We start from the raw sequence: 26,244 nt of genomic DNA on the forward strand, positions 1-26,244 counted from the left end.
AGAGGTGTATAAGAGACCGCCCCCCGCCCCGCCCATCGCGACGGCAACGTCCTGCGCTGGCTCGCCGCCTACACCTCCTCGATGGTCGGCGACAGCGTGTACTACATCGCCCTGTCCTGGGCCGCCGTACAGGCCGGAAGCCCCACCCAGGCCGGCCTCGTCCTGTCGGCGAGCGCGCTGCCGCGAGCCGTCCTGATGCTGGGCGGGGGAGTGATCGCCGACCGGCTCGGGCCGCGCAGGGTCGTCATCGGGAGCGACGCGGTGCGCTGCGCGGCGGTGCTGGCGGCGGCCGCGCTGCTGTTCCTCACCAGCCCGGGCCTGTGGCCGCTCGCCGCGCTCGCCCTGGTCTTCGGCGCCGTCGACGCGGTGTTCGTGCCGGCCGTGGGCGCCCTCCCCGCGCGCGTGACGTCACGCGACCAGCTCGCGCGCGTGCAGGGCATGCGGGGACTGGGCATCCGCTTCGCGAGCGTCGTCGGCGGACCGCTCGGCGGCCTCGGAGTGGCGGTCGGCGGCCCGGCGGCGGCGTTCGGCCTCGCGGGGCTGCTCATCGCCGTGTCCGTGCCGCTGCTGGTCTCCGTACGCATACGCGAGGTGCCCGCCGACGACAGGACGCCCGGGGCCCGGGGCACCGCCTGGAGCGACCTCACGGCCGGCCTGCGCTACATCCGCGGCCACCGTGTCCTCGCCCCGCTGATGCTGGCCATCGCCCTCGGCGACCTCGGATTCGTCGGCCCCCTCAACGTCGGACTGACCCTCCTCGCCGACGAGCGCGGCTGGGGCGCCGCGGGGATGGGCTGGCTGCTCTCCGGGTTCGGCGTCGGCGCGGGGGCCGCGTCCCTGCTGCTCACCGTGCGCGGGCGGCTGCCGCACGCGGGCCGGGTGGCGGCGTGCACCATCATCGCGGGCTCGGTCGCCATCGCTGCCCTCGCCCAGGCGCCGAGCATCGCCGTCGCCGTCGGCACGGCCCTGCTGGTCGGGCTGCTCGCCGGGCTCAGCGGCGCGATGTGCGGGGCCCTGCTCCAGACCCAGGCCGACCCCGCCTACCTGGGCCGGGTCACCGCCGTGGCCAGTCTCGTGAGCCTGGGCTTCGCCCCGCTGAGCATGCCGCTGTCCGCCGCGGCCATCGGGGCATGGGGGACCGGCCCGGTGTTCGCCGTCAGCGCGGTGGTCTGCGGGCTCGGCGGGGTCGTGGCCCTGTGCGTACGGGACCTGCGCCGCGCCGAGCTCCCGAAGCAGCCCTAGGTCTGCCCTAGGTCGTGTCCGCAAACTCCCTCCCCCAGAGGGGGTGCCCCCAGCCCTCCGGGCGGACGACGGGACTTTGCGGACACGACCTAGATCCCCAGCTCCTTCGCCTCGTGCAGCTTGGCGATCGCGTCCTTGTCGCCGTCCAGCTCCACCCCCGCGGCCTCCTGCCGGCCGTACAGGAACAGCAGGAGCTCCGAGGGCTCGCCGGTCACCGTCACGACCGGGGCGCCCCGGTGGGCCACCGCCGTCTGGCCGTCCGGACGGCGCAGGACGAGGCCCGTGGGAGCGCTGCGGCCCATCAGCCGGGCGGTGCGCTCCAGACGGGTCCACAGGGCGTCCTGGAAGACCGGGTCGAGTTCGCGGGGCGTCCAGTCGGGCTGGGCGCGGCGGACGTCCTCGGTGTGGACGTAGAACTCGATCGTGTTGGACGCCTCGTCGATCTGCTTGAGGTTGAAGGGCGAGAAGCGCGGCGGGCCGGTACGGATCAGCTGGATCAGTTCCTCGTACGGCTTGGCCGTGAACTCCTCCATCGCCTTGTCCAGACGGGAGGCGAGCTGCTTGATGAGCAGACCCCCCGCGGCGTCGGGGCGGCGCTCGCGCACCGCCACGTGCGCGGCCAGGTCCCGGGTCTGCCAGCCCTCGCACAGGGTCGGGGCCTCGGGACCGGCGGTCTCCAGGAGATCGGCGAGCAGAAGTCGTTCACGCTTGGCGAAAGTCGACATGCCGTCAGCCTACGACCGCGTACCGGGTCCGCACAGTGGACACCACGCCAGGACTGTCGGTGGCGCGCGGCACAATGGCACCCATGACCAGCACGCCCGCCCCCACCAGCCTCGACCCGGCCGTCGCCGCGCGCCTCAAGCGCAGCGCCGACGGGCTCGTCCCCGCCATCGCCCAGCAGTACGACACCGGTGAGGTGCTGATGCTCGGCTGGATGGACGACGAGGCGCTGCACCGCACGCTGACCACCGGCCGCTGCACGTACTGGTCGCGCAGCCGCCAGGAGTACTGGGTCAAGGGCGACACCTCAGGCCACTTCCAGTGGGTCAAGTCGGTCGCGCTCGACTGCGACGCCGACACCGTGCTGGTCAAGGTCGACCAGGTCGGCGCCGCCTGCCACACCGGCGCGCGCACCTGCTTCGACGTCGACGTGCTGCTCAAGGACGCCGATTCCGGCGTGTCCGCCTCGGATCAGTAAGGTCAGCCGCCATGGACCTCGAGACCTTCCGCAAGCTCGCCACCGACCGGCGCGTCATCCCGGTCACGCGCAAGCTCCTCGCCGACGGCGACACCCCGGTCGCCCTCTACCGCAAGCTCGCCGCCGAGCGCCCCGGCACCTTCCTGCTGGAGTCCGCGGAGAACGGCCGCTCCTGGTCCCGCTACTCGTTCGTGGGCGTCCGCTCCGCCGCGACCCTCACATCGAAGGACGGCCAGGCCCACTGGCTCGGCGCCCCGCCCGTAGGCGTCCCCGTCGACGGCGACCCCCTCGCCGCCCTGCGCGCCACCATCGAGACCCTGCACACCCCCCACCAGGAGGGCATGCCGCCCTTCACCGGCGGCATGGTCGGCTACCTCGGCTACGACATCGTGCGCCGTCTGGAGAAGATCGGCCCCGGCGAGCGCGACGACCTGAAGCTCCCCGAGCTGACCATGCTCCTCACCAGCGACCTCGCGGTGATGGACCACTGGGAGGGCTCGGTCCTGCTGATCGCCAACGCGATCAACCACAACGACCTCGACACCGGCGTCGACGAGGCCTACGCGGACGCCGTGGCCCGCCTGGACGCCATGCAGGCGGACCTGTCCCGCGCGGTGGCCCAGCCGCCCGCCGTCCTCCCGCCCTCCGAACTCCCCGAGTACACCGCGCTGTGGGGCGGCGAGGACTTCCAGGAGGCCGTCGAGGACATCAAGGAGCGCATCCGCGCGGGCGAGGCCTTCCAGGTCGTCCCCTCGCAACGCTTCGAGGCACCGTGCACGGCGAGCGCGCTGGACGTGTACCGGGTGCTGCGGGCGACGAACCCCTCCCCGTACATGTACCTGTTCCGCTTCGACGGCTTCGACGTTGTCGGATCGTCCCCCGAAGCCCTGGTCAAGGTCGAGGACGGGCGGGCCATGGTCCACCCCATCGCCGGCACCCGCTGGCGCGGGGCCACCCCGCAGGAGGACCAGGCCCTCGCCGACGAACTGCTCGCCGACCCCAAGGAGCGCGCCGAGCACCTGATGCTGGTCGACCTGGGCCGCAACGACCTGGGGCGCGTCTGCGAGCCGGGCTCGGTGGAGGTCGTGGACTTCATGTCCATCGAGCGCTACTCGCACGTCATGCACATCGTGTCGACGGTGACCGGCAAGGTCGCCCAGGGCCGCACCGCCTTCGACGTCCTGACGGCGTGCTTCCCGGCGGGCACCCTCTCCGGCGCCCCCAAGCCCCGCGCGATGCAGATCATCGACGAACTCGAACCGTCCCGGCGCGGGCTGTACGGCGGCTGCGTCGGCTACCTCGACTTCGCGGGCGACTCCGACACGGCCATCGCCATCCGCACGGCCCTCCTCCGCGACGGCACGGCCTACGTCCAGGCCGGTGCCGGAATCGTCGCCGACTCCGACCCGGTCGCCGAGGACCAGGAGTGCCGGAACAAGGCGGCCGCGGTGCTGCGCGCGGTGCACACGGCGAACCGACTCGGGCAATAGGGCGCTTCTCATACGAACCCCGGGTGACGGTTCGCCCGGGGTTCGGGCGATAGTGGAGTACGTGACTGCCGTTCCTCATCCCCGTTCCGAAGCCGCCGGACCCGCCAGGGCCGGCCGGCTCAGCCTCGCCGTAGCCCTACTCTCGGGCGCGCTCGGCGCGGCCGTGGCGCTGCTCGCGACCCGCCAGCAGTGGTCGGAGGGCACCGCGACCGTCGCCGGCGGCGACTTCCCGCTGACCGCCAAGGGCAGCGACGTGACCGGACTCCCGGCCGCCCTCGCCATAGTGGGCCTCGCCGCGCTCGTCGCCGTCTTCGCCGTCCGCAAGGCCGGCCGTTTCGCCGTCGCCGGGCTGCTCGCGCTCACCGGTGCCGGGATCGTCGCCGCGGCGCTGCTCGGTGCGAACGATTCGTCCGCGCTGGACGAGCAGGCCGCGAAGGCGTCCGGTGACGCTTCTGCGACGGTCGCTGCGCTGAGCCATACCGCATGGCCGTACGTCGCCGCGGCCGGCGGGGCGCTGATCCTTCTGGCCGGGCTGCTTGCCCTGCGCTACGGGCGGATGTGGCCCGCGATGTCCGGTCGCTACGAGCGGAACGGTGCGCCGCGTACCGTCCGTAGGCCCAAGGCCGCGGATCCTGATCGGCCCGAGGAGATGTGGAAGGCGCTGGATCGAGGGGAAGACCCCACGGGGGCGTAGCGGTCGTACGGAAGCCGCGCGCCGGTGGGGGCTGGTCGCGCCCGCGCGGCGGAGCCGCATATCGATACAGCCCCGCGCCCCTGGGCATGCCACAGATCCCGGCGTTGACTCGCTAGGGCTACCCCTGCGTCCCTCTGCCGTGCGCGTGCGGAAGAATGGTCTGCGAGCGTCCGGCTCAGACACGTTTACAGCAACGAGGAGCAAGTCATGGCGGGCAGCAGCCACGGTCACACCCCGGCCGCCTGGACCGGTGTCACCATCGCCTTCATCGGTTTCTGCGTCGCGGGCGCCTTCATGGTGCTGGCCGAGCCGCTGGGATTCTGGGCGGGCATGGTGATCGTGGTCGCCGGTGGCGTCATCGGCTGGATCATGAGCGCGATGGGTCTGGGCATGCCGAAGGACGCCCACAAGGCGCTCGTGACCTCGGCGCAGACCGAGAGCTGATCGCCGTACGGCAGTCGCGTACGAGTTTCCTGAGGGGCGGCCCCGTGCCGCCCCTCACGCGTGTCCGGGCCCGGGCGAGGCACAATGCGAGGTGTGAACGCCGACAGTCACAGGGTGACGCCGTACGCGGCGAGGGCGGGGCGGCTGGCCGTGCCCGCGGGGCTCATGGCGGCCGTCGCCGGGGCTTTCGCGTACGTCGCGGCCGTGGACCCCAACGAGCCGGGCCACTACCCCGTGTGTCCGCTGCTACGTCTCACCGGCCTGTACTGCCCCGGCTGCGGCGGACTGCGCAGCGCGCACGCGTTCGTCCACGGGGACCTCCTGACCGCGCTCCAGGCCAACGCGCCCGCCGTGCTGGGCTATCTGGGCTTCGCCGTGCTGTGGACCGTCTGGGTGGTCCGTGCCGCGCGCGGGCGACCGCTGCGGCTCGATCTCGGGCCCGTGCACCTCTGGACCGTCGGCGCATTGCTGCTGGTCTTCACGGTTGTCCGGAACCTGCCGTTCGCTGGCTGGCTGCACCCTTGATCAATTGGTGAACGTCCAGGTAGTGGGACCGGCGTCAACCGGATGCGAGGCCTAGCCCTTCCTCCGGATACCATCGCAGTGACCACCTCTTTTCACTGGTCGCTGGAACTGTCAACCGTCTGGAAGGGGGCCGCTCGCGTGAGTGTGCTCGACGAGATCATCGACGGAGTCCGTGCCGACCTCGCGGAGCGGCAGGCGCGCGTCAGCCTCGACGAGCTCAAGGAACGCGCGGCGAAGGCCCCCGCGGCCAAGGACGGGATCGCCGCACTGCGCGGCGACGGCGTCAAGGTCATCTGCGAGGTCAAGCGCTCCAGCCCCTCCAAGGGCGCGCTGGCCGCGATCGCCGACCCGGCCGGGCTCGCCGCGGACTACGAGGCGGGCGGCGCGGCCGTCATCTCCGTCCTCACCGAACAGCGCCGCTTCGGCGGCTCCCTCGCCGACCTGGAGGCCGTCCGCGCCCGCGTGGACATCCCGGTCCTGCGCAAGGACTTCATCGTCACGTCGTACCAGCTGTGGGAGGCCCGCGCGTACGGCGCCGACCTCGCCCTGCTGATCGTGGCGGCCCTCGACCAGCCCGCCCTGGAGTCCCTCATCGAGCGGGCGGTGTCCATCGGACTCACCCCCATCGTCGAGGTCCACGACGAGGACGAGGTCGAGCGCGCGGCCGACGCCGGCGCCAAGGTCATCGGCGTCAACGCCCGCAACCTCAAGACCCTCGAGGTCGACCGCGGCACCTTCGAGCGCGTCGCCCCCGAGATCCCGGACCACATCGTCAAGATCGCCGAGTCCGGCGTCCGCGGCCCCCACGACCTCATCGCCTACGCCAACGCCGGCGCCGACGCCGTCCTGGTCGGCGAGTCCCTGGTCACCGGCAAGGACCCCAAGTCCGCGGTCTCGGACCTGGTCGCGGCGGGCGAGCACCCCGCACTGCGGCACGGGCGCAGTTGATCACCCGCTAGGCTTACCCCGATGACTCTCACCATGACGACCGCGGACCGGCACGCGCGCCTCGCGCGCGGTTGCCGTCCCCGCGGCTGCCGCGCCCCGGCCCGCCGGGTGCACGGCCGCCGGGTGCGGTATGTCATCGGTGACGAACCTGGGCAGGTAAACGGCCGCCGATGGCAGCGCGCCCCATAGGGGCGCGGGGCTGTATTTGATCTGCGGCTACCGCCGCGCGGGCGCGACCAGCCACTGACGGCCCGCAGCCAACAAACTCATCCCCGCCCCCACGGCGAATAGTGTCTTTTCCACGCACTCACCGTGAGGTTTCCGCATGCCCAGCGAGTTCTTCATCCCCGACCCCGAGGGTCAGATCCCCAGCGCCGAGGGCTACTTCGGCGCGTTCGGCGGCAAGTTCGTCCCGGAGGCCCTCGTCGCCGCCGTGGACGAGGTCGCCGTCGAGTACGACAAGGCCAAGCACGACCCCGAGTTCGCCCGCGAACTCGACGACCTGCTGCTCAACTACACGGGTCGCCCCAGCTCCCTCACCGAGGTACCCCGCTTCGCGGAACACGCGGGCGGCGCCCGGGTCTTCCTGAAGCGGGAGGACCTCAACCACACCGGCTCGCACAAGATCAACAACGTGCTCGGCCAGGCCCTGCTCACCAAGCGCATGGGCAAGACCCGTGTCATCGCCGAGACCGGCGCGGGTCAGCACGGCGTGGCGACGGCGACGGCCTGCGCGCTGTTCGGCCTCGAGTGCACGATCTACATGGGTGAGATCGACACCCAGCGCCAGGCCCTCAACGTGGCCCGGATGCGCATGCTCGGCGCCGAGGTCATCGCGGTGAAGTCGGGCTCGCGCACCCTCAAGGACGCGATCAACGAGGCGTTCCGCGACTGGGTCGCCAATGTCGACCGCACCCACTACCTCTTCGGCACGGTCGCGGGCCCGCACCCCTTCCCGGCCATGGTCCGCGACTTCCACCGTGTCATCGGGGTCGAGGCCCGCCGGCAGATCCTGGAGCGGGCCGGCCGGCTCCCCGACGCGGCCGTCGCCTGCGTCGGCGGCGGCTCCAACGCCATCGGCCTCTTCCACGCCTTCATCCCGGACGCGGACGTACGCCTCATCGGCTGTGAGCCCGCCGGGCACGGCGTGGAGACCGGTGAGCACGCGGCCACGCTGACCGTGGGCGAGCCCGGCATCCTGCACGGTTCGCGCTCCTACGTCCTTCAGGACGAGGAGGGCCAGATCACCGAGCCGTACTCGATCTCGGCCGGTCTGGACTACCCGGGCATCGGCCCCGAGCACTCCTACCTCAAGGACAGCGGCCGCGGCGAGTACCGCGCGGTCACCGACGACGAGGCCATGCAGGCCCTGCGTCTGCTGTCGCGCACCGAGGGCATCATCCCGGCCATCGAGAGCGCCCACGCGCTGGCCGGTGCGCTGGAGGTCGGCAAGGAACTGGGCAAGGACGGGCTGATCATCGTCAACCTGTCCGGGCGCGGCGACAAGGACATGGACACGGCCGCGCGCTACTTCGGCCTGTACGACACCGACGCCGAGGTCGCGGCCGACGCCGCCGACCTCGCCGAGATCGAGGGGGACGCCAAGTGAGCGGCAACATCCAGCTGTTGACGGACACCCTCGCCGGTGCCAAGGCCGAGGGCCGCTCCGCGCTCATCGCCTACCTCCCGGCCGGGTTCCCGACCGTCGACGGCGGCATCGAGGCGGTCAAGGCCGCGTTCGACGGCGGTGCCGATGTCGTCGAGGTGGGTCTGCCGCACAGCGACCCCGTCCTGGACGGCCCGGTCATCCAGACCGCCGACGACATCGCCCTGCGCGGCGGCGTCAAGATCGCCGACGTCATGCGGACGGTGCGGGAGGCGTACGAGGCCACCGGGAAGCCGGTGCTCGTGATGACGTACTGGAACCCGATCGACCGCTACGGCGTCGAGCGCTTCACCGCCGAGCTGGCGGAAGCGGGCGGGGCCGGGTGCATCCTGCCCGACCTGCCCGTGCAGGAGTCGGCGCTGTGGAGGGAGCACGCGGAGAAGCACGGGCTCGCCACGGTCTTCGTGGTCGCGCCCAGCAGCAAGGACGGGCGGCTCGCCGAGATCACCGCGGCGGGCAGCGGGTTCGTGTACGCCGCCTCGCTCATGGGCGTCACCGGCACCCGTGCCTCGGTCGGCGCGCAGGCGCAGGAACTCGTCGAGCGCACCCGTGCCACCGGCACCGGCCTGGCCGTCTGTGTCGGGCTCGGGGTCTCCGACGCCACGCAGGCCGCGGAGGTGGCCGGCTTCGCCGACGGGGTGATCGTCGGTTCGGCCTTCGTGAAGCGGATGCTGGACGCGCCGGACGACAAGGCCGGTGTCGAGGCCGTCCGGGAGCTCGCGGGTGAGCTCGCGAAGGGCGTGCGCGGCCAGGCATAGCAAGGTCGGACATTTCGTACAGGTCACTCGAACGGGTGGACCTGGGACCGGGGAGGCGCGGTGCGCCTCCCCGGTTCGTTCTGCGGGTGTGAGCGAGAAGAACCGTGAGGGAAAGCGCACCGCCCGTGAGCGGCTGGCGGTCGAGCGAGAGAAGCAGAAGGTCTCGGAGAAGCGACGGCGGACGCTGATCGTGGGTGCGAGCGTCGTCAGTGTCCTGGGCCTCGCGGCGGTGATCGGAGTGGTCGCCGCCAACTCGGGCAAGGACGATGCCGCCGACTCCGCGGACGGCCCGGTCGTGGCGCCCTCGGGGGCCAACGGCGACGACAACCTCGCCATCCCGGTCGGCAAGCCGAGCGCCAAGTCCACGCTCACCATCTGGGAGGACTTCCGCTGCCCGGCCTGCAAGTCCTTCGAGGACGCGTACCGCTCGACGATCCATGAGCTGACGGACTCCGGCGACCTGAAGGTGCAGTACCACCTCGCCACGATCATCGACGGCAACATGGGCGGCTCCGGCTCCCGCAAGGCGGCCAACGCGGCGGCCTGCGCCCAGGACACCGGCAAGTTCACCGCGTACCACGACGTGCTCTACGAGAACCAGCCGGCGGAGACCGACGACGCCTTCGCCAAGGACAGCAAGCTCATCGAGCTGGCGAAGAAGGTCGACGGCCTGGACACGGCCACCTTCCGCACCTGTGTCGAGGGCGGCACCCACGACAGCTGGGTCACCAAGTCCGCGGCGGCCTTCCGCAACGGTGGATTCTCCGGCACCCCGACCGTCCTTCTCGACGGCAAGAACATCTACCAGGACCAGACCATGACCCCGGCGAAGCTGAAGCAGCAGGTGCTGGAGGCGAACTAGGGCCTGCCCGGCAGATGCGCGTGCCAGGGCCCGCGACGCCGGCATGATCCGCCGGGCAGGCCCTAGGGGTAAGAGTTTTCCGACCCTCCCGTTATGGACCCGTAGCCGGGGTGCCTGCCGTGGGTGGGGCCCGGCACGGTAGCGTCGGACCTGCCATGGAACTTGCCTATATTCCCAGCCCGTCGCGCGGGGTGTACCACCTCTTCGGTGTCATTCCGCTGCGCGGCTACGCGTTCTGCATCATCATCGGTGTCTTCGTCGCAGTCTGGCTCGGCAACAAGCGCTGGATCGCCCGGGGCGGACGGGTCGGCACGGTGGCCGACATCTCCGTCTGGGCCGTGCCGTTCGGTCTGCTCGGCGGCCGGCTCTACCACGTGATCACGGACTACGAGCTGTACTTCAGCGAGGGCCGCGACTGGGTGGACGCCTTCAAGATCTGGGAGGGCGGTCTCGGTATCTGGGGCGCGATCGCGCTCGGCGCGCTGGGCGCGTGGATCGGCTGCCGCCGCCGGGGCATCCCGCTGCCGGCCTACGCCGACGCCATCGCCCCCGGTATCGCCCTCGCCCAGGCGATCGGCCGCTGGGGCAACTGGTTCAACCAGGAGCTGTACGGGCGGGAGACGGATCTTCCGTGGGCCCTGCACATCACGTCCTCGACGGACGGCCGGGTGCCGGGCTACTACCACCCGACCTTCCTGTACGAGTCGCTGTGGTGCATCGGCGTCGCCGTCCTCGTCATCTGGGCGGACCGCCGCTTCAAGCTCGGGCACGGGCGGGCGTTCGCGCTGTACGTCGCCTCGTACTGTGTGGGCCGGTTCTGGATCGAGTACCTCCGTGTCGACGACGCCCACCACATCCTGGGCCTGCGCCTGAACAACTGGACCGCGCTGGTCGTGTTCCTGCTCGCGGTGGTCTACATCGTGGTGTCGGCGAAGAAGCGGCCGGGCCGGGAAGAGGTCGTGGAACCCGCGGCCGAGGAGTCCGACGGCTCTGACGGTTCCGACGGTTCTGACGGAGAGACCGCGGCTGAGGAGAAGGCCGAGGACGCCGACTCCGCCGAGGCCGTGGAAGAGCCGAAGGACGACGTCGAGGACGACGTCAAGGACGAGGCGGGCTCCGCGAAGAAGACCTGAGTATCGGTCGTAGTCGTACGACGTCGAGGGGCGCCCCGGATCCATTCCGGGGCGCCCCTCGACGTCGTACGGGGTCAGATGCGGTGGGCCAGGGACAGGGTGCGCTGGGCTGTCGCCACCACCGCCGCGTCGATGAACCGGCCGTCGGGCAGGGCCTGCGCTCCCTGTTCCACGGCTGCCGCCTTCACGATCGTCTCCGCCTGTTCGATCTCCCAGGCCGTCGGGAGGTAGGCCTGTTCGATCACGGGGAGCTGGCGGGGGTGGATGGCGGCCCGGCCCAGGAAACCCAGGGCGCGGCCGTGGGCGCAGGAGGCCGCCAGGCCCTCCAGGTCGCGGATGTCGGGGTGGACCGACTGGGACGGGGGAGGCAGGGACGCCGCTCTGGCCGCCACGATCACTCGGGAGCGGGACCAGTCGAGGCCCATGTCGTCCCGTACGCCCAGGTCGGCGCGGAGATCCGTCTCGCCCAGGGAGATACCGCGCAGGGACGGATGGGCGGCGGCGATCTCGTAGGCGCGTTCCACGCCGAGGGCTGTTTCGAGGAGGGCGTACAGGGCGAGGGCGCCTCCGGCGGCGGGGGCCGTGTGTTCGGCGATGGCGGTGATCTGCGCCGGGGAGGTCACCTTGGGGAGGCGTAGGCCGGTGAGGCCGGGGAGGGTGGCCAGGGCTGCGAGGTCGGCGGCCGCGAGGGGGCCGTCCAGGGCGTTGATCCGGACGTGGACAGGCTGCGTCCGTGACGGTGACTGTGTCTGCGGTTCGGCGAGGAGTTCGGCGGTGGCGTCACGGGCGTAGGCCTTGCGGTCGGGGGCCACCGCGTCCTCCAGGTCGATCACCACGACGTCGGCGCCCGCCGTCAGGGCCTTCGCCACCACCTGCGGGCGGTCGCCCGGGACGTACAGCCAGGTCAGTGGTGTCATTCCGCGCCCTCCTCACGCAGCCTCGCCAACTCGCTCTCGGTCAGGCCCAGTTCCGCCAGGACCTCCGAGGTGTCCGCGCCGTGCGGGCGGCCCGCCCAGCGGATCGCGCCGGGGGTCTCGGAGAGGCGGAAGAGGACGTTCTGCATGCGGAGGGGGCCCAGGTCGGGGTCGGTGACCGTGGTGATCGTGTCCAGGGCCTCGTACTGGGGGTCCGTCATCACGTCCCGCACGTCCTGGATCGGGGCCACCGCGGCCTCCGCCTTCTCGAAGGCGGCCAGGACCTCCGTGCGGGTGCGCTCGGCGATCCAGGAGCCGACCGCCTCGTCGAGGACATCGGTGTGGCGGGCCCGGTCGGCGCCCGTGGCGAACCACGGCTCGGCGATCAGGTCCTCGCGGCCCACCAGGCGCATGACGCGTTCCGCGACCGACTGGGCCGAGGTGGAGACGGCGACCCAACCGCCGTCCGCGGTGCGGTAGGTGTTGCGCGGGGCGTTGTTGGCGGAGCGGTTGCCGGTGCGCTGCTGGACGTAGCCCAGCTGGTCGTACCAGGTCGGCTGGGGGCCGAGGACGCTGAGGATCGGCTCGATGATCGCCATGTCCACGACCTGGCCCTCGCCCGTGCGGTCGCGGGCGGCGAGCGCCGTCATCACCGCGTACGCCGTCGCCAGCCCCGCGATGGAGTCGGCGAGGCCGAACGGCGGGAGCGTCGGGGGTGCGTCCGGTTCGCCGGTGATCGCGGCGAAACCGCTCATCGCCTCGGCGAGGGTGCCGAAGCCGGGGCGGTGGGCGTAGGGGCCGAACTGGCCGAAGGCGGTCACGCGGGTGAGGACCAGCCGGGGGTTGGCCGCGGAGAGCCGGTCCCAGCCCAGGTCCCATTTCTCCAGGGTGCCGGGGCGGAAGTTCTCGATGACGACGTCCGCGGTCGCGGCGAGGCGCAGGAGGGTCGCCCGGCCGCCCGGCCTGGAGAGGTCCAGGGTGATGGTGCGTTTGTTGCGGCCGAGGAGCTTCCACCACAGGCCGATGCCGTCCTTCGACGGGCCGTGGCCACGGGAGGGGTCGGGCTTGGAGGGGTGCTCGACCTTGATGACCTCCGCGCCGAAGTCGCCGAGCATCGTGGCGGCGAGGGGGCCGGCGAAGAGGGTGGCCAGGTCGAGGACGCGAAGGCCGGTGAGGGGGGCGGTGCCCCGCGGGACCTTCACGCCGGGCCCTGCTTGTCGATCTCGGGGCGGTACGGCATCGACGCCGAGGCGCCCACCCGCTGGACCGAGAGGGCCGCCGCCGCGGAGGCCCACCTCAGGGCCTCGCGCATCGGCCGGCCCTCGCCGAGTGCCACCGCGAGGGCGCCGACGAACGTGTCGCCCGCGCCGGTCGAGTCCACGGCGGTGACCTGGGGGGCGGGGACGCTGAGGGGCTCGGCGTCGCGGGCCACGTAGAGGCTGCCCGCGGAGCCCAGGGTGACGACCACCTCCGGCACCTCGTCGAGCAGGGCGAGGGCCGCGGCGTGCGGGTCGGTGCGGCCGGTGAGGGTGGACGCCTCGTGCTCGTTGGGGATCAACAGGTCGGTGGCGGCGAGGAGTTCGATGGGCAGGGGCTGGGCGGGAGCCGGGGTGAGGATGGTGCGGACACGGTGGGCGCGGGCCGCCTCGGCGCCCGCGATGACCGCGGCCAGGGGGATCTCCAGTTGGAGGAGCAGGGCGTCGGCGCTGGCGATGAGGCCGTCGTCGCCGGGGGCCAGGTGGTCGACCGTGCCGTTCGCGGCGGGGATCACGACGATCGAGTTGCCGCCCTCGTCGTCGACGACGATGTGGGCGGTGCCGGACGGGCCCTCGACGGTGCGGAGGTGGTCGGTGTCGACGCCGGAGTGTTCGAGGGTGGAGCGCAGCTGGGTGCCGTGGGCGTCGTTGCCGACCGCGCCGATCATCGAGACGGTGGCGCCCGCGCGGGCCGCGGCGATCGCCTGGTTGGCGCCCTTGCCGCCGGGGATCGTGCGGAACTCCCGTCCCGTCACGGTCTCTCCGCGCTGCGGGGCCTTCGTGACGTAGGCGACGAGGTCCATGTTCGTGCTGCCGAGTACGGCGATGTGCGTCATGGGCGGGAAGCCTCCAGGTGGGTGAGGTGGCCGAGGGCGTCGAAGCCGGTGCCGTCGAAGTCGGCGACGGAGGTGGCGAGGCGGTTCTTGAGGGGGGTGGTCCAGCGGTCAGGGAGTCGCTCGGGGGCGCCGGTGAGGAGGCCGGCGATGCTGCCCGCGGTGGCGCCGTTGGAGTCGGTGTCCCAGCCTCCGCTCACCGCACGGCAGATGGAGCCGGTGAAGTCGCCGTCGGCGTGGGTGAGCGCGGCGGCGATGAGAGCGGTGTTGGGGATGGCGTGGACCCAGTGATGGGTGCCGGCGTAGGTGGCGTGGAGTTCGTCCACGACCTTCTCGAAGTCGTCGGTATTCCGGGCCAGCCGGATCGCGTGGAGGACCGCCCGGGCCAGGCGGGAGGTCGCCGGGATCACGGTCAGGCCGGTGCGCAGACAGGCGTGGATGTCGTGGGTGCCGGTGGTCGCGGTGGCGATCGTGGCCGCCGTGAACATCGCCGCGTAGACGCCGTTGGCGGTGTGCGTGAGGGTGGCGTCCCGGTGGGCCTGTTCCGCCGCGGCCGCCGGGTCGCCGGGGTTGGTCCAGCCGTGGACGTCGGCTCGGATCAGGGCGCCGATCCATTCGCGGAACGGGTTGCGGTGGCGGGCCGTGTGCGGGGGGTTCAGGCCGAGGAGGAGGTTGCGGTAGGCGATGCGTTCGGCGGTGAAGGTGCGGCCGGCGGGGAGTTCGTCCAGCCAGAGCCCTGCCACGTCCGTGGGGGTGAAGTCCCTGCCGTGGCGTCGGAGCAGGAGGAGGTTGAGGAGGGGGTAGTTGAGGTCGTCGTCCTCGGGCATGCCGTCGATGTTCTCGGCGAGTGAGGTGGCGGCCGAGCGGCGGTTCCAGGGGTGGGCCCTCAGGAGGTCGGACGGGACTCCCCGGGCGGTGAACCAGGTGTTCAGGGGCCAGTTGCCGGTGGACCTGGCCAGGTCGCGGATGGCTTCCAGGGGGAGCTTCTCGACGGGTTTGCCCAGGAGGCAGCCGACGGCCCGTCCCAGCCAGGCCGCTTCGAAGCGGGAGCAGGGCAGCAGGGGTACGGCGTGGGCGGCGGACGGCCAGTCGGGGCACAGTCGTCTGATCTTCGCCAGGTCCGTCGGCTCGTGGTCCTCCAACTTGCCCGGCAGGTCCGCCAGTTCGTCCAGCAGGTCCTTCGCCAGCTGCCGGAGGTACCGGGACGGGGGTTCCGGGGAGGCGCCCGCGCCGAGGGGGGCCTCCTTGCCGCCCGCCGCCGTCCATCGCGCCGCGATCACCGACGCCTCGCGGCCGTCCAGTGCCGCCTGGCGGAGTTCGTGGCCCAGGAGGTCCTCCGGCTGGACCCAGGTCAGTCGGAGCATCTCGGGCCTTCGATCTCGGTGAAGGCGGACTCGTGGGCGCGGCGGCGGCGTACGTCCCGTTCGAAGATCTCCCGGGTCACCTCGGTGAGCGTGGTCGCCGGGTCCCGGAGGTCCAGGCGGCTGGCTTCCGCGACCTGCTTGGCCCAGTCGTCCGGGGGCGGTGAGCCGAGGGCGCCCGCGATCGCGCCCGCCATCGTCGCGATCGAGTCGCAGTCACGGCCGTAGTTCACCGCGCCCAGGACCGCGTGCCGGTAGTCGCCGCCGGCCACCAGCAACATGCCCAGGGCGACGGGGAGTTCCTCGATCGCGTGCAGGCGGGAGGGGCGGCGGGCACCGAGGGAGGGGGTGCGGTAGTCGGGGCCCACCGTGTCGTACGGGGCGATCGCCTCCCTGAGCGGCTTCAGGGCCGACTCGAAGTCCGTGTGGTCCTGGGCCGCCTCGCAGACCTTCAGGATCGCCGTCCGGGTGCCGTCCTTCGCCAGGGACAGGCATGCGGTGACGACCGACTCCGGGGTGGCGTTCGGGGCGCAGGCCGCCGCCACCGCCGCCGCGAAGACGCCCGCCGCCTCACGGCCGTACGACGACTGGTGGGCGCCCGCGATGTCCAGGGCCTCGGTGTAGGCGGCCCGCGGATCGCACGCGTTGACCAGGCCGACCGGGGCCATGTACATCGTGGCACCGCAGTTGACGATGTTGCCGACGCCTGCCTCGCGGGGGTCGACATGGCCGTAGTGGAGGCGGGTCACCAGCCATTTCTCCGCCAGGAAGACGCGGTGCAGGGGGAGCGCCTCCTGTTCGAGCTCCGGGATCCAGCGCGGGGTGGTCATGAGGTCCGGGACCAGGTGGTCCGCGATCGCGTACGCGTCCAGATGGTCGCGGACCTTGGCGTAGACCCTGATCAGGGCGTGCGTCATCAAGGTGTCGTCGGTGACGTGGCCGTCGCCCTTGTGGTACGGGGCGATGGGGCGGGCGGTGCGCCAGGCGTCGCCGTTCCAGGGGCCGACGATGCCGTGGACGCGGCCGGCGTGGCGTTCGAGGATCTGGTCGGGGGAGTAGCCCTCGACGGGACCACCGAGGGCGTCACCCACCGCCGCGCCAACGAGGGACCCGGTGATCCGATCCTCAAGGTTGGTTTCTTGGGTTTTGGGCGTCATGCACCGAATCATCCTCCCGGCGGGGCCGGTTGTGTGGCTTCCAGGAGTTCGGCGAGTTCCACGAGGTCGGTGCCGGTCAAGCGGGGCAGGGCGCAGCCGGAGAGGGTGCGGCAGGTGTCCCGCCAGGTGGCGGGGATCGCCGGTCCGCCGCTCAGCGCGCCGGTGAGGGCGCCGGTCAGGGCGGGGGCGGAGTCGGCGACCCGGGAGAGGCAGGCGGCCGCCGGTACGGCCTCCGCGATGCGGCCGTTCGCCGCGGTGGCCAGGGCCAGGGCCACCGGGACGGTTTCGGCCGCCGCGATGCCGTAGCTGTAGACGTGGTCGACGATCTGGTGTTCCAGGAGAGGGATCAGGGCGAAGGCGCTCTCGGCGTCCTGGGCCAGCTTGAGGGCGTGGCGGGCGTTGCGGCCGATCTCCGTCCCCTCGGGGAGTTCGGTGAGGGCGGCCGCGGTGCAGGTGTGGACGTCGGCGCCGGTGAGGGCGAGGGAGAGGGCCGCTGCCATCGCTCTCGCTCCGTGTACGCCGTCGCCGTCCTGGGTGTAGCGGGCGTCGAACTCGGCCAGGTCCGCGGCGAGTCGGGGGCTGCCGGGGTGGGCCGCGGCGAGGACGCAGGCGCGGACGCAGGCCGCGTCGTCGAAGTAGTGGGGGTTGTCGTGGCCGGTGGCGGGTGGGCGCAGGCCGGTGGCGAGGTTGCCGAGACCCGCCCTTACGGAGATGCGGGCGCGTAGGGGGAGTACGGCGGACTCGATCTCGGGGGCGCGGTCCGCCGCGGCGGCGACCTCGCTGGCGAGGGCGTTCCAGGTGAGGTCGATCGCGGCTCTCGCGCGGCGTTCCCGGCTGAGGTCGCCCAGGGCGGTGTCGTCGCCGGCCCGGAGGAGGGCCTCTGCCGCGAAGGCCGCCCATTCCGCGTCGTCCGAGGGGCCCAGGCGGAGGGGTTCCGGGGGTTGGTTCAGGGCGATGGGGACGGGGAGGGTCGTCGTCGCGTTCTGCTCCGCGAAGGTGTCGAGTTCGCGGGTCAGGCGGCGGGTCCAGTCGGGCATGCGGGCGGCTCGGTGGCGGGCGGCGGGCCAGCCGGCGGCGTCGCCTGCGGCGAGGCCGAGGAGGAGGCCTTCCATCCGGCGGGCCTCGGCTTCGCCTTCGGCCCGGATGTTCCCGCCCGCACCGCCCGTGCGGGTTTCGTCGTCGGGTGCGGGTGGCCCCTGTGGGGCTGCTTCGCCGTCGGCGGCCGCGGCTGTGTTCGTTCCTTCTCCCCACGGTCCCGGTGGTCTCATTCCGCGGCCTCCAGCGTGAACGTCGTCGAGTGCGTTCCTCGTACCGCCTCCGTCAGGCGGTCCGCCACGTCCAGTACGTGATGGCCCGCCATCGCGGGCAGGCAGCTGCCGCGGGCCGGGCCGATGGCCGCTGCCCAGTCGTCCGGGATCGAGGAGGCGCCCTTGGTCGCGCCTGCCAGTGCGCCCGCCACCGCGGCTGTCGTGTCGGCGTCTCTTCCCATGTTCACCGCGGTCAGGACCGCCTCCACGAAGTCGCCGTCGGCCGCCGCGTACGCGCCGAAGGCCAGGGCTACGGCCTCGGGGGCCAGGTCGGTCCAGGGGTAGCCGCCGATCACGACGGCCGAGCGGACCGCGCGTTCGCCCCGGTGGGCCACCGCCACCGCGCGGCGCAGCGACCTCGCCGTCCAGGAGTCGTCCGGGACCACCGCAAGCGCCGAAGCCACCACCGCGATGGTGGGGGCGCCCGCCATCGCCGCCGCCACGCCCGCCGCGACCGCCTGGCCTCCGTAGATGCCCTCGCCGTCGTGGCTCACCGAGCCGTCGATCGCCACGAGTCGTGCCGCCTCCGCCGGGCGCCCCGCCGCGAAGACGCCGAAGGGGGCCGCCCTCATGGCCAGGCCGTCGCTCCAGGCGTGGCGGTGCTGGGCCGAGATGGGCGCCGCCAGCCCCCTGCGGAGGTTCTCCAGGGTGCCGCGTTCGCTGAAGCCGGCGCCCCGGAAGGGGCCCTCGTCCCGGTCCGCGATCCACTCGTGCCACGCCGCCTCCACATGGGACGGCGTCAGCGCCGAGCCGTGGCGGGACAGGAGCAGGCCCGAGAAGATCGCGTACTCCGTGTCGTCCGTGCCCGCCGGGGTCTCGGCCACGTATCCGGTGATGCGGCCCCAGCGGGCCCGGATCTCCGAGGGCTTCATGTTCTCCGCCGGGGCGCCCAGCGCGTCGCCCACGGCCAGGCCCAGCAGTGCGCCGCGTGCCCGCTCGCGGAGTCCGGCGGCGTCCCCGGGCGCCGGGACCGAGGGAATGCAGGCGATGGATGCCATACGCGGCCTCTCTCCGGAGGCTCCGCGGAGGGTGCGGGGCCTTTGCGGATGTGTCCCACCGGCGCACGTCACCAGAGCATCGGAGGCCCCAGCGTCACCCGGTCGACATCTGAGCGGCATGGCGATCGTATGCGCATTCGATGGTAAAGCCGCAGGTTAGCCCAGCCTTTCCTTGCTGGCGGGCGGGAATTTCGGCACATAGAGTCTGGTTATCAAGAATTAGAATCAGTCTAAAGTTAGCTTAGGCTCAGCTCTCTGGGGGATCTCGCATGGCCATCATCGAGACCGAGGCGCCGCTGCACGAGGCGCACCGGGACAACCACACGCACCGCGATGTGAACGGCGGTTGGCTGCGGCCCGCCGTCTTCGGGGCGATGGACGGGCTCGTCTCCAACCTGGCGTTGATGACCGGTGTCGCCGGCGGATCCGTCGGGCAGCAGGCCGTCGTGGTGACCGGGCTCGCGGGGCTCGCCGCCGGCGCCTTCTCCATGGCCGCCGGTGAGTACACCTCCGTCGCCTCGCAGCGAGAGCTCGTCGAGGCCGAGCTGGATGTCGAGCGGCGGGAGCTCCGGAAGCATCCGCAGGACGAGGAGGCCGAGCTCGCGGCCCTGTACGAGGCGAGGGGTGTCGAGCCCTGGCTCTCCCGGCAGGTCGCCGAGCAGCTCTCCCGCGATCCCGAGCAGGCCCTGGAGATGCACGCGCGCGAGGAGCTCGGGATCGACCCCGGGGATCTGCCGTCGCCGCTCGTCGCCGCCGTGTCGTCGTTCGGGGCCTTCGCGCTGGGGGCCCTGCTTCCCGTGCTGCCCTATCTGCTGGGTGCCACCACGCTGTGGCCCGCCGTACTCCTCGCGCTGGCCGGGCTCTTCGGCTGTGGTGCCGTCGTGGCCAAGGTGACCGCGCGGAGCTGGTGGTTCAGTGGACTGCGGCAGCTCGCGCTCGGGGGTGCCGCGGCCGGTGTGACGTACGCCCTGGGCGGTTTGTTCGGAACGGCCGTAGGATAGGTCGACTGGAACTTATGCGTTGGGCCGCATAAGTAGCCGTTACTCACTGGTTTCGAATGCTTAACCACTGGGCATGAGCCGTAAGCGCTGTGGGCAATGACGCCTGCCGCGCACCCGCGAGGTGGGCGACGCCGCTCCCCCCGCTCTCTGGACCGTCAGACACCGATCTGTCCTGTTCGGTCCCACACACTTCAAGCCACGTCCGCGATACCCGCTTCGCGATCTCGTGGCGTCCGCATGTTGGAACGGGGTATCCGGTTCCCGAGATCCGCTCCATCATGTAACCTGCACGAAATTTTGCGCACACGCAGAGGGCCAACGTCGTCCCTCGGCACGCAGATATGCCACTTGAGACGACGACGGGAGAGCCGATGCGTACGCCGCGCCAGCCGTCCCAGCACTCCGCGAATGGCCAGAAGTGGTCCTTCATGGATGCTCGCCCTGCTGCGCAGGGTATGTACGACCCCCGCAACGAGAAGGACGCCTGTGGCGTCGGTTTCGTGGCCACCCTCACCGGCGAGGCGAGCCATGCGCTGGTCGAGCAGGCGCTGACCGTTCTGCGCAACCTGGAGCACCGCGGTGCCACCGGCTCCGAGCCCGACTCGGGTGACGGCGCGGGCATCCTGACCCAGGTCCCGGACGTGTTCTTCCGCGAGGTGGCCGGGTTCGAGCTGCCCGAGGCCGGTGCGTACGCCGTCGGCATCGCCTTCCTTCCGGAGGACGGGGCCGCGGACGCCGTCTCGAGGATCGAGACCATCGCCGGTGAAGAGGGCCTCACCGTCCTCGGGTGGCGTGAGGTTCCCGTCGCCCCCGAACTGCTCGGCGCCACCGCCCGGTCGACCATGCCGGCCTTCCGCGAGATCTTCGTCGCCGACGGTTCAAGCTCCGGTATCGACCTCGACCGCAAGGCGTTCGTGCTGCGCAAGCGCGCCGAGCGCGAGGTCGACGTCTACTTCCCGTCGCTCTCCGCGCGAACGATCGTCTACAAGGGCATGCTGACCACCGGCCAGCTGGAGCCCTTCTTCCCGGACCTGTCCGACCGCCGCTTCGCCTCGGCCGTCGCCCTCGTCCACTCGCGCTTCTCCACGAACACCTTCCCTTCGTGGCCGCTCGCGCACCCGTACCGCTTCGTCGCGCACAACGGTGAGATCAACACCGTCAAGGGCAACCGCAACTGGATGGTGGCCCGCGAGTCGCAGCTCGTCTCCAGCCTGTTCGGCAACGACGACAAGGCTCTTGAGCGCGTCTTCCCGGTGTGTACGCCGGACGCCTCCGACTCGGCGTCCTTCGACGAGGTGCTCGAACTGCTCCACCTCGGTGGCCGTTCGCTGCCGCACTCCGTGCTGATGATGATCCCGGAGGCGTGGGAGAACCACGACTCCATGGACCCGGCCCGGCGCGCCTTCTACCAGTTCCACTCCACGATGATGGAGCCCTGGGACGGCCCGGCCTGTGTCACCTTCACCGACGGCGTCCAGGTCGGCGCGGTGCTCGACCGCAACGGTCTGCGCCCCGGCCGCTACTGGGTCACCGACGAGGGCCTCGTCGTCCTCGGCTCCGAGGTCGGCGTCCTCGACATCGACCCCGCCAAGGTCGTCCGCAAGGGCCGCCTCCAGCCCGGCAAGATGTTCCTCGTCGACACCGCCGAGCACCGCATCATCGAGGACGACGAGATCAAGGCGCAGCTCGCCGCCGACGCCCCCTACGCGGAGTGGCTGGAGGCCGGCGAGATCGAGCTCTCCGACCTGCCCGAGCGCGAGCACATCGTGCACACCCACGCCTCGGTCACCCGCCGCCAGCAGACCTTCGGCTACACCGAGGAAGAGCTGCGCATCATCCTCGCGCCGATGGCCAAGACCGCCGGCGAGCCGCTCGGTTCGATGGGCACGGACTCGCCGATCGCCGCGCTGAGCGAGCGTCCGCGTCTCCTCTTCGACTACTTCACCCAGCTGTTCGCGCAGGTCACCAACCCGCCGCTGGACGCCATCCGTGAAGAGCTCGTCACCTCGCTGCGCAGCTCGCTGGGCCCGCAGGGCAACCTGCTCGACCCGACGGCCGCCTCCTGCCGCTCCGTCGTCCTGCCCTTCCCGGTCATCGACAACGACGAGCTGGCCAAGCTCATACACATCAACGCCGACGGCGACATGCCCGGCATGAAGGCCGCCACGCTCTCCGGCCTCTACCGGGTCTCCGGCGGCGGTGACTCCCTCGCCGCCCGCATCGACGAGATCTGCGCCGAGGCCGACGCCGCCATCGACAACGGCGCCCGGCTGATCGTCCTGTCGGACCGGCACTCCGACGCCGAGCACGCGCCGATCCCCTCGCTGCTGCTCACCGCGGCCGTCCACCACCACCTCATCCGCACCAAGCAGCGCACCGAGGTGGGCCTGCTGGTCGAGGCCGGTGACGTCCGCGAGGTCCACCACGTCGCCCTGCTGATCGGCTTCGGCGCCGCGGCCGTGAACCCGTACCTCGCCATGGAGTCGGTGGAGGACCTGCTGCGCGCGGGCACCTTCATCAACGGCCTGGAGCCCGAGCAGGCGATCCGCAACCTGATCTACGCGCTCGGCAAGGGCGTCCTGAAGGTCATGTCCAAGATGGGCATCTCGACCGTCGCCTCCTACCGCGGCGCCCAGGTCTTCGAGGCCGTCGGCCTCGACACCGCCTTCGTCGAGAAGTACTTCAACGGCACGGCCACCAAGATCGGCGGCGTCGGCATCGACGTCATCGCCAAGGAGGTCGCCGCCCGCCACGCCAAGGCGTACCCGGCGTCCGGCATCGCGCCGGCCCACCGCGCCCTGGAGATAGGCGGCGAGTACCAGTGGCGCCGCGAGGGCGAGCCGCACCTGTTCGACCCGGAGACGGTCTTCCGCCTCCAGCACTCGACGCGCACCAACCGCTTCGACATCTTCAAGAAGTACACGGACCGGGTGAACGAGCAGTCCGAGCGGCTGATGACGCTGCGTGGTCTCTTCGGCTTCAAGACCGGACCTGAGGGCCGTCCCTCGATCTCCGTCGACGAGGTCGAGCCGGTCTCCGAGATCGTCAAGCGCTTCTCCACCGGCGCCATGTCGTACGGCTCCATCTCCAAGGAGGCGCACGAGACCCTCGCCATCGCCATGAACCAGTTGGGCGGCAAGTCCAACACCGGTGAGGGCGGCGAGGACGCGGACCGTCTGTACGACCCGGCCCGCCGGTCCAGCATCAAGCAGGTCGCCTCCGGCCGCTTCGGTGTGACCTCCGAGTACCTGGTCAACGCGGACGACATCCAGATCAAGATGGCCCAGGGCGCCAAGCCCGGCGAAGGCGGCCAGCTGCCCGGCCACAAGGTCTACCCGTGGGTCGCGAAGACCCGTCACTCGACCCCGGGTGTCGGCCTCATCTCGCCGCCGCCGCACCACGACATCTACTCCATCGAGGACCTGGCCCAGCTGATCCACGACCTGAAGAACGCGAACCCGCAGGCGCGGATCCACGTGAAGCTGGTCTCCGAGGTCGGTGTCGGCACGGTCGCCGCGGGTGTCTCCAAGGCGCACGCCGACGTCGTGCTCATCTCGGGTCACGACGGTGGTACGGGTGCTTCTCCCCTCACTTCGCTGAAGCACGCCGGTGGTCCTTGGGAGCTGGGCCTCGCCGAGACCCAGCAGACCCTGCTGCTCAACGGCCTGCGCGACCGGATCGTGGTCCAGACGGACGGTCAGCTCAAGACCGGCCGCGACGTCGTCATCGCCGCGCTCCTGGGCGCCGAGGAGTTCGGTTTCGCGACCGCGCCGCTCGTCGTCTCCGGCTGCGTCATGATGCGCGTCTGCCACCTGGACACCTGCCCGGTCGGCATCGCCACCCAGAACCCGACGCTCCGCGACCGGTTCACCGGCAAGGCCGAGTACGTCGTGAACTTCTTCCAGTTCATCGCCCAGGAGGTCCGCGAGCTCCTCGCCGAGCTGGGCTTCCGCTCCATCGAGGAGGCCGTCGGCCACGCCGAGACCCTCGACGTGACCCGCGCGGTCGACCACTGGAAGGCGCAGGGCCTGGACCTGGCCCCGCTCTTCTACGTGCCCGAGCTGCCCGAGGGCGCCGCTCTGCACCAGGTGATCGAGCAGGACCACGGCCTGGAGAAGGCGCTCGACAACGAGCTCATCAAGCTCGCCGCCGACGCCCTGGCCGCGTCCAGCGCCACCGACGCCCAGCCGGTGCGCGCCCAGGTCGCGATCCGCAACATCAACCGCACGGTCGGCACCATGCTCGGCCACGAGGTGACGAAGAAGTTCGGCGGTGCGGGCCTGCCCGAGGACACCATCGACATCACCTTCACCGGCAGCGCGGGCCAGTCCTTCGGCGCCTTCCTGCCGCGCGGTGTCACGCTGCGCCTGGAGGGCGACGCCAACGACTACGTCGGCAAGGGACTTTCGGGTGGCCGTGTCGTCGTCCGCCCGGACCGGGGCGCCGACCACCTCGCCGAGTTCTCGACGATCGCGGGCAACACCATCGCGTACGGCGCGACCGGCGGCGAGCTGTTCCTGCGCGGTCGTACCGGTGAGCGCTTCTGCGTCCGCAACTCCGGTGCGCTGGTGGTCTCGGAGGGCGTGGGCGACCACGGCTGCGAGTACATGACCGGCGGTCACGCGGTGGTCCTGGGCGAGACGGGCCGCAACTTCGCGGCCGGCATGTCCGGCGGTGTCGCCTACGTCATCGACCTGGACCACGACAACGTCAACGTCGGCAACGTGGACGCCGTCGAGACGCTGGACGAGGCCGACAAGCAGTGGCTGCACGACGTGGTGCGCCGCCACGCCGAGGAGACGGGCTCGACCGTCGCCGAGAAGCTGCTCGTCGACTGGGACACGTCCGTGGAGCGCTTCAGCAAGATCATCCCCAGCACGTACAAGGCAGTGCTCGCCGCCAAGGCCGCCGCCGAGCAGGCCGGTCTCTCCGAGACCGAGATCACCGAGAAGATGATGGAGGCGGCGATCAATGGCTGACCCGAAGGGCTTCCTGAACCACGGCCGTGAGGTCGCCAAGTCCCGCCCCGTCGACGTCCGTCTGAAGGACTGGAACGAGGTCTACGTCGCCGGTTCCCTGCTGCCGATCATCAGCAAGCAGGCCAGCCGCTGCATGGACTGCGGTATCCCGTTCTGCCACAACGGCTGTCCGCTGGGGAACCTCATCCCCGAGTGGAACGACTACGCCTACCGCGAGGACTGGGCGGCCGCGAGCGAGCGTCTGCACGCGACCAACAACTTCCCCGAGTTCACGGGGCGGTTGTGCCCGGCTCCCTGCGAGTCGGCGTGTGTGCTCGGCATCAACCAGCCGGCCGTGACCATCAAGAACGTCGAGGTCTCGATCATCGACAAGGCGTGGGACAGCGGTGACGTCGAGCCGCAGGCCCCCGAGCGGCTGTCCGGCAAGACCGTCGCGGTCATCGGCTCGGGCCCGGCGGGCCTGGCCGCCGCCCAGCAGCTCACGCGGGCCGGCCACACCGTCGCCGTCTACGAGCGCGCCGACCGCGTCGGCGGCCTGCTGCGCTACGGCATCCCCGAGTTCAAGATGGAGAAGCGGCACATCAACCGGCGTATCGAGCAGATGCGCGCGGAGGGCACCCGCTTCCGTACCGGTATCGAGATCGGCCGCGACCTCAAGGCGACCGACCTGAAGAAGCGGTACGACGCCGTCGTCATCGCCGCCGGTGCGACGACCGCCCGTGACCTCCCGGTCCCCGGCCGCGAGCTCAAGGGCGTCCACCAGGCGATGGAGTACCTGCCGCTGGCCAACAAGGTGCAGGAGGGCGACTTCGTGGCGCCCCCCATCACCGCCGAGGGCAAGCACGTCGTGGTCATCGGCGGCGGCGACACCGGCGCCGACTGCGTGGGCACCGCCCACCGTCAGGGCGCGGCGTCGGTGACGCAGCTGGAGATCATGCCGCAGCCGGGCGAGGACCGTGCCCCGCACCAGCCGTGGCCGACCTTCCCGATGCTCTACAAGGTCACCTCCGCGCACGAGGAGGGCGGCGAGCGGGTCTACTCCGTCTCCACCACCCACTTCGAGGGCGACGAGGACGGCAACGTCCAGTGGCTGCACCTCAGCGAGGTCGAGTTCGTCGACGGCAAGCTGACCTCGAAGCCGGGCACGGAGCGCAAGATCCCCGCCCAGCTGGTCACCCTCGCGATGGGCTTCACCGGCACCGATCGGGAGAACGGCCTGGTCGAGCAGTTCGGCCTGGAGCTCGACGAGCGCGGCAACGTCGCCCGCGACGCCGACTTCCAGACCAACGTCCCCGGTGTGTACGTCGCCGGTGACGCGGGCCGCGGCCAGTCCCTCATCGTGTGGGCGATCGCGGAGGGCCGCTCGGCCGCCCGTGGCGTCGACCGCTTCCTGACCGGTGCCAGCGAACTGCCGGCCCCGATCCGCCCGACGGACCGTTCCCTGATGGTCTGACGGTTCATCAAAAGACGTCCCG

Annotated in this window: 22 protein-coding genes; 14 read left to right on the forward strand and 8 right to left on the reverse strand. The window is 71.5% G+C overall.

Annotated elements, in window-relative coordinates; translation table 11 throughout:
- Positions 1 to 51 precede the first annotated feature (51 nt).
- On the forward strand, positions 52 to 1,242 hold the full coding sequence (locus HLK59_RS25420) for an MFS transporter (protein WP_171143846.1): 1,191 nt from the start codon (positions 52 to 54) through the stop codon (positions 1,240 to 1,242).
- An 89-nt stretch (positions 1,243 to 1,331) separates the two neighbouring features.
- Here HLK59_RS25420 and HLK59_RS25425 read toward each other — a convergent pair whose 3' ends face one another.
- The gene (locus HLK59_RS25425) at positions 1,332 to 1,967 is read right to left on the reverse strand and encodes a TIGR03085 family metal-binding protein (protein ID WP_171143818.1); all 636 of its coding nucleotides are present in this window, start codon (positions 1,965 to 1,967) and stop codon (positions 1,332 to 1,334) included.
- A gap of 83 nt (positions 1,968 to 2,050) precedes the next feature.
- Between HLK59_RS25425 and hisI the strand changes: the two genes are divergently transcribed.
- The 10 genes from hisI to lgt all read left to right on the forward strand — a co-directional run bounded on the left by hisI (position 2,051) and on the right by lgt (position 10,963).
- Positions 2,051 to 2,443, forward strand: a complete 393-nt coding sequence (hisI, locus tag HLK59_RS25430; RefSeq protein ID WP_171143819.1) for a phosphoribosyl-AMP cyclohydrolase — start codon at positions 2,051 to 2,053, stop codon at positions 2,441 to 2,443.
- Between the two features lie 11 nt (positions 2,444 to 2,454).
- The gene (locus tag HLK59_RS25435) at positions 2,455 to 3,933 is read left to right on the forward strand and encodes an anthranilate synthase component I (protein ID WP_171143820.1); all 1,479 of its coding nucleotides are present in this window, start codon (positions 2,455 to 2,457) and stop codon (positions 3,931 to 3,933) included.
- Positions 3,934 to 3,985: 52 nt separating this feature from the next.
- A complete protein-coding gene (locus HLK59_RS25440; RefSeq protein ID WP_171143821.1) occupies positions 3,986 to 4,627 on the forward strand; it encodes a TIGR02234 family membrane protein in 642 nt (213 codons plus the stop codon).
- Between the two features lie 207 nt (positions 4,628 to 4,834).
- On the forward strand, positions 4,835 to 5,071 hold the full coding sequence (locus tag HLK59_RS25445) for an HGxxPAAW family protein (protein ID WP_171143822.1): 237 nt from the start codon (positions 4,835 to 4,837) through the stop codon (positions 5,069 to 5,071).
- 84 nt (positions 5,072 to 5,155) lie between these two features.
- The gene (locus HLK59_RS25450; RefSeq protein WP_171143823.1) at positions 5,156 to 5,596 is read left to right on the forward strand and encodes a DUF2752 domain-containing protein; all 441 of its coding nucleotides are present in this window, start codon (positions 5,156 to 5,158) and stop codon (positions 5,594 to 5,596) included.
- Between the two features lie 138 nt (positions 5,597 to 5,734).
- Positions 5,735 to 6,544, forward strand: a complete 810-nt coding sequence (gene trpC, locus HLK59_RS25455; RefSeq protein ID WP_171143824.1) for an indole-3-glycerol phosphate synthase TrpC — start codon at positions 5,735 to 5,737, stop codon at positions 6,542 to 6,544.
- A 325-nt stretch (positions 6,545 to 6,869) separates the two neighbouring features.
- The gene (gene trpB, locus HLK59_RS25460; protein ID WP_171143825.1) at positions 6,870 to 8,153 is read left to right on the forward strand and encodes a tryptophan synthase subunit beta; all 1,284 of its coding nucleotides are present in this window, start codon (positions 6,870 to 6,872) and stop codon (positions 8,151 to 8,153) included.
- Positions 8,150 to 8,968 (forward strand): tryptophan synthase subunit alpha, encoded by an 819-nt coding sequence (trpA, locus tag HLK59_RS25465; RefSeq protein WP_171143826.1) that lies wholly within the window; start codon positions 8,150 to 8,152, stop codon positions 8,966 to 8,968. The genes trpB and trpA overlap by 4 nt, the downstream gene beginning before the upstream one ends.
- A gap of 88 nt (positions 8,969 to 9,056) precedes the next feature.
- Complete coding sequence (locus HLK59_RS25470; protein WP_171143827.1) at positions 9,057 to 9,830, forward strand: thioredoxin domain-containing protein; 774 nt, start codon at positions 9,057 to 9,059, stop codon at positions 9,828 to 9,830.
- Between the two features lie 155 nt (positions 9,831 to 9,985).
- Positions 9,986 to 10,963: a prolipoprotein diacylglyceryl transferase gene (gene lgt, locus HLK59_RS25475; RefSeq protein ID WP_171143828.1), complete on the forward strand. Its 978-nt coding sequence runs from the start codon at positions 9,986 to 9,988 to the stop codon at positions 10,961 to 10,963.
- A 74-nt stretch (positions 10,964 to 11,037) separates the two neighbouring features.
- Here lgt and HLK59_RS25480 read toward each other — a convergent pair whose 3' ends face one another.
- The 7 genes from HLK59_RS25480 to HLK59_RS25510 are packed head-to-tail and all read right to left on the reverse strand — an operon-like array spanning position 11,038 to position 18,789.
- Entirely contained in the window at positions 11,038 to 11,880 is an 843-nt protein-coding gene (locus tag HLK59_RS25480) for a CoA ester lyase (protein WP_171143829.1), read from the reverse strand.
- Positions 11,877 to 13,079, reverse strand: coding sequence for a CoA transferase (locus HLK59_RS25485; protein WP_171143830.1), 1,203 nt, complete (start codon positions 13,077 to 13,079; stop codon positions 11,877 to 11,879). Before HLK59_RS25485 ends, HLK59_RS25480 begins: the two co-directional genes overlap by 4 nt.
- Complete coding sequence (gene rbsK, locus HLK59_RS25490) at positions 13,076 to 13,969, reverse strand: ribokinase (RefSeq protein WP_171143831.1); 894 nt, start codon at positions 13,967 to 13,969, stop codon at positions 13,076 to 13,078. The genes HLK59_RS25485 and rbsK overlap by 4 nt, the downstream gene beginning before the upstream one ends.
- Positions 13,966 to 15,330: an ADP-ribosylglycohydrolase family protein gene (locus tag HLK59_RS25495; RefSeq protein ID WP_171143832.1), complete on the reverse strand. Its 1,365-nt coding sequence runs from the start codon at positions 15,328 to 15,330 to the stop codon at positions 13,966 to 13,968. Before HLK59_RS25495 ends, rbsK begins: the two co-directional genes overlap by 4 nt.
- The gene (locus HLK59_RS25500) at positions 15,318 to 16,484 is read right to left on the reverse strand and encodes an ADP-ribosylglycohydrolase family protein (RefSeq protein WP_171143833.1); all 1,167 of its coding nucleotides are present in this window, start codon (positions 16,482 to 16,484) and stop codon (positions 15,318 to 15,320) included. The genes HLK59_RS25495 and HLK59_RS25500 overlap by 13 nt, the downstream gene beginning before the upstream one ends.
- 8 nt (positions 16,485 to 16,492) lie before the next feature.
- Positions 16,493 to 17,752: an ADP-ribosylglycohydrolase family protein gene (locus tag HLK59_RS25505; RefSeq protein ID WP_171143834.1), complete on the reverse strand. Its 1,260-nt coding sequence runs from the start codon at positions 17,750 to 17,752 to the stop codon at positions 16,493 to 16,495.
- Complete coding sequence (locus HLK59_RS25510) at positions 17,749 to 18,789, reverse strand: ADP-ribosylglycohydrolase family protein (protein WP_171143835.1); 1,041 nt, start codon at positions 18,787 to 18,789, stop codon at positions 17,749 to 17,751. Before HLK59_RS25510 ends, HLK59_RS25505 begins: the two co-directional genes overlap by 4 nt.
- Before the next feature lie 269 nt (positions 18,790 to 19,058).
- On the opposite strand from HLK59_RS25510, the gene HLK59_RS25515 reads away from it, so the two are divergent.
- The 3 genes from HLK59_RS25515 (at position 19,059) to HLK59_RS25525 (ending at position 26,222) form a co-directional block, all read left to right on the forward strand.
- The gene (locus HLK59_RS25515; protein WP_171143836.1) at positions 19,059 to 19,790 is read left to right on the forward strand and encodes a VIT1/CCC1 transporter family protein; all 732 of its coding nucleotides are present in this window, start codon (positions 19,059 to 19,061) and stop codon (positions 19,788 to 19,790) included.
- 371 nt (positions 19,791 to 20,161) lie between these two features.
- Positions 20,162 to 24,769, forward strand: a complete 4,608-nt coding sequence (gene gltB, locus HLK59_RS25520) for a glutamate synthase large subunit (RefSeq protein ID WP_171143837.1) — start codon at positions 20,162 to 20,164, stop codon at positions 24,767 to 24,769.
- The gene (locus HLK59_RS25525; RefSeq protein ID WP_171143838.1) at positions 24,762 to 26,222 is read left to right on the forward strand and encodes a glutamate synthase subunit beta; all 1,461 of its coding nucleotides are present in this window, start codon (positions 24,762 to 24,764) and stop codon (positions 26,220 to 26,222) included. The genes gltB and HLK59_RS25525 overlap by 8 nt, the downstream gene beginning before the upstream one ends.
- Positions 26,223 to 26,244 lie beyond the last annotated feature (22 nt).

Origin of the sequence: Streptomyces sp. S3(2020), from assembly GCF_013044505.1 — a bacterium.
Taxonomy (GTDB): Bacteria; Actinomycetota; Actinomycetes; order Streptomycetales; family Streptomycetaceae; genus Streptomyces.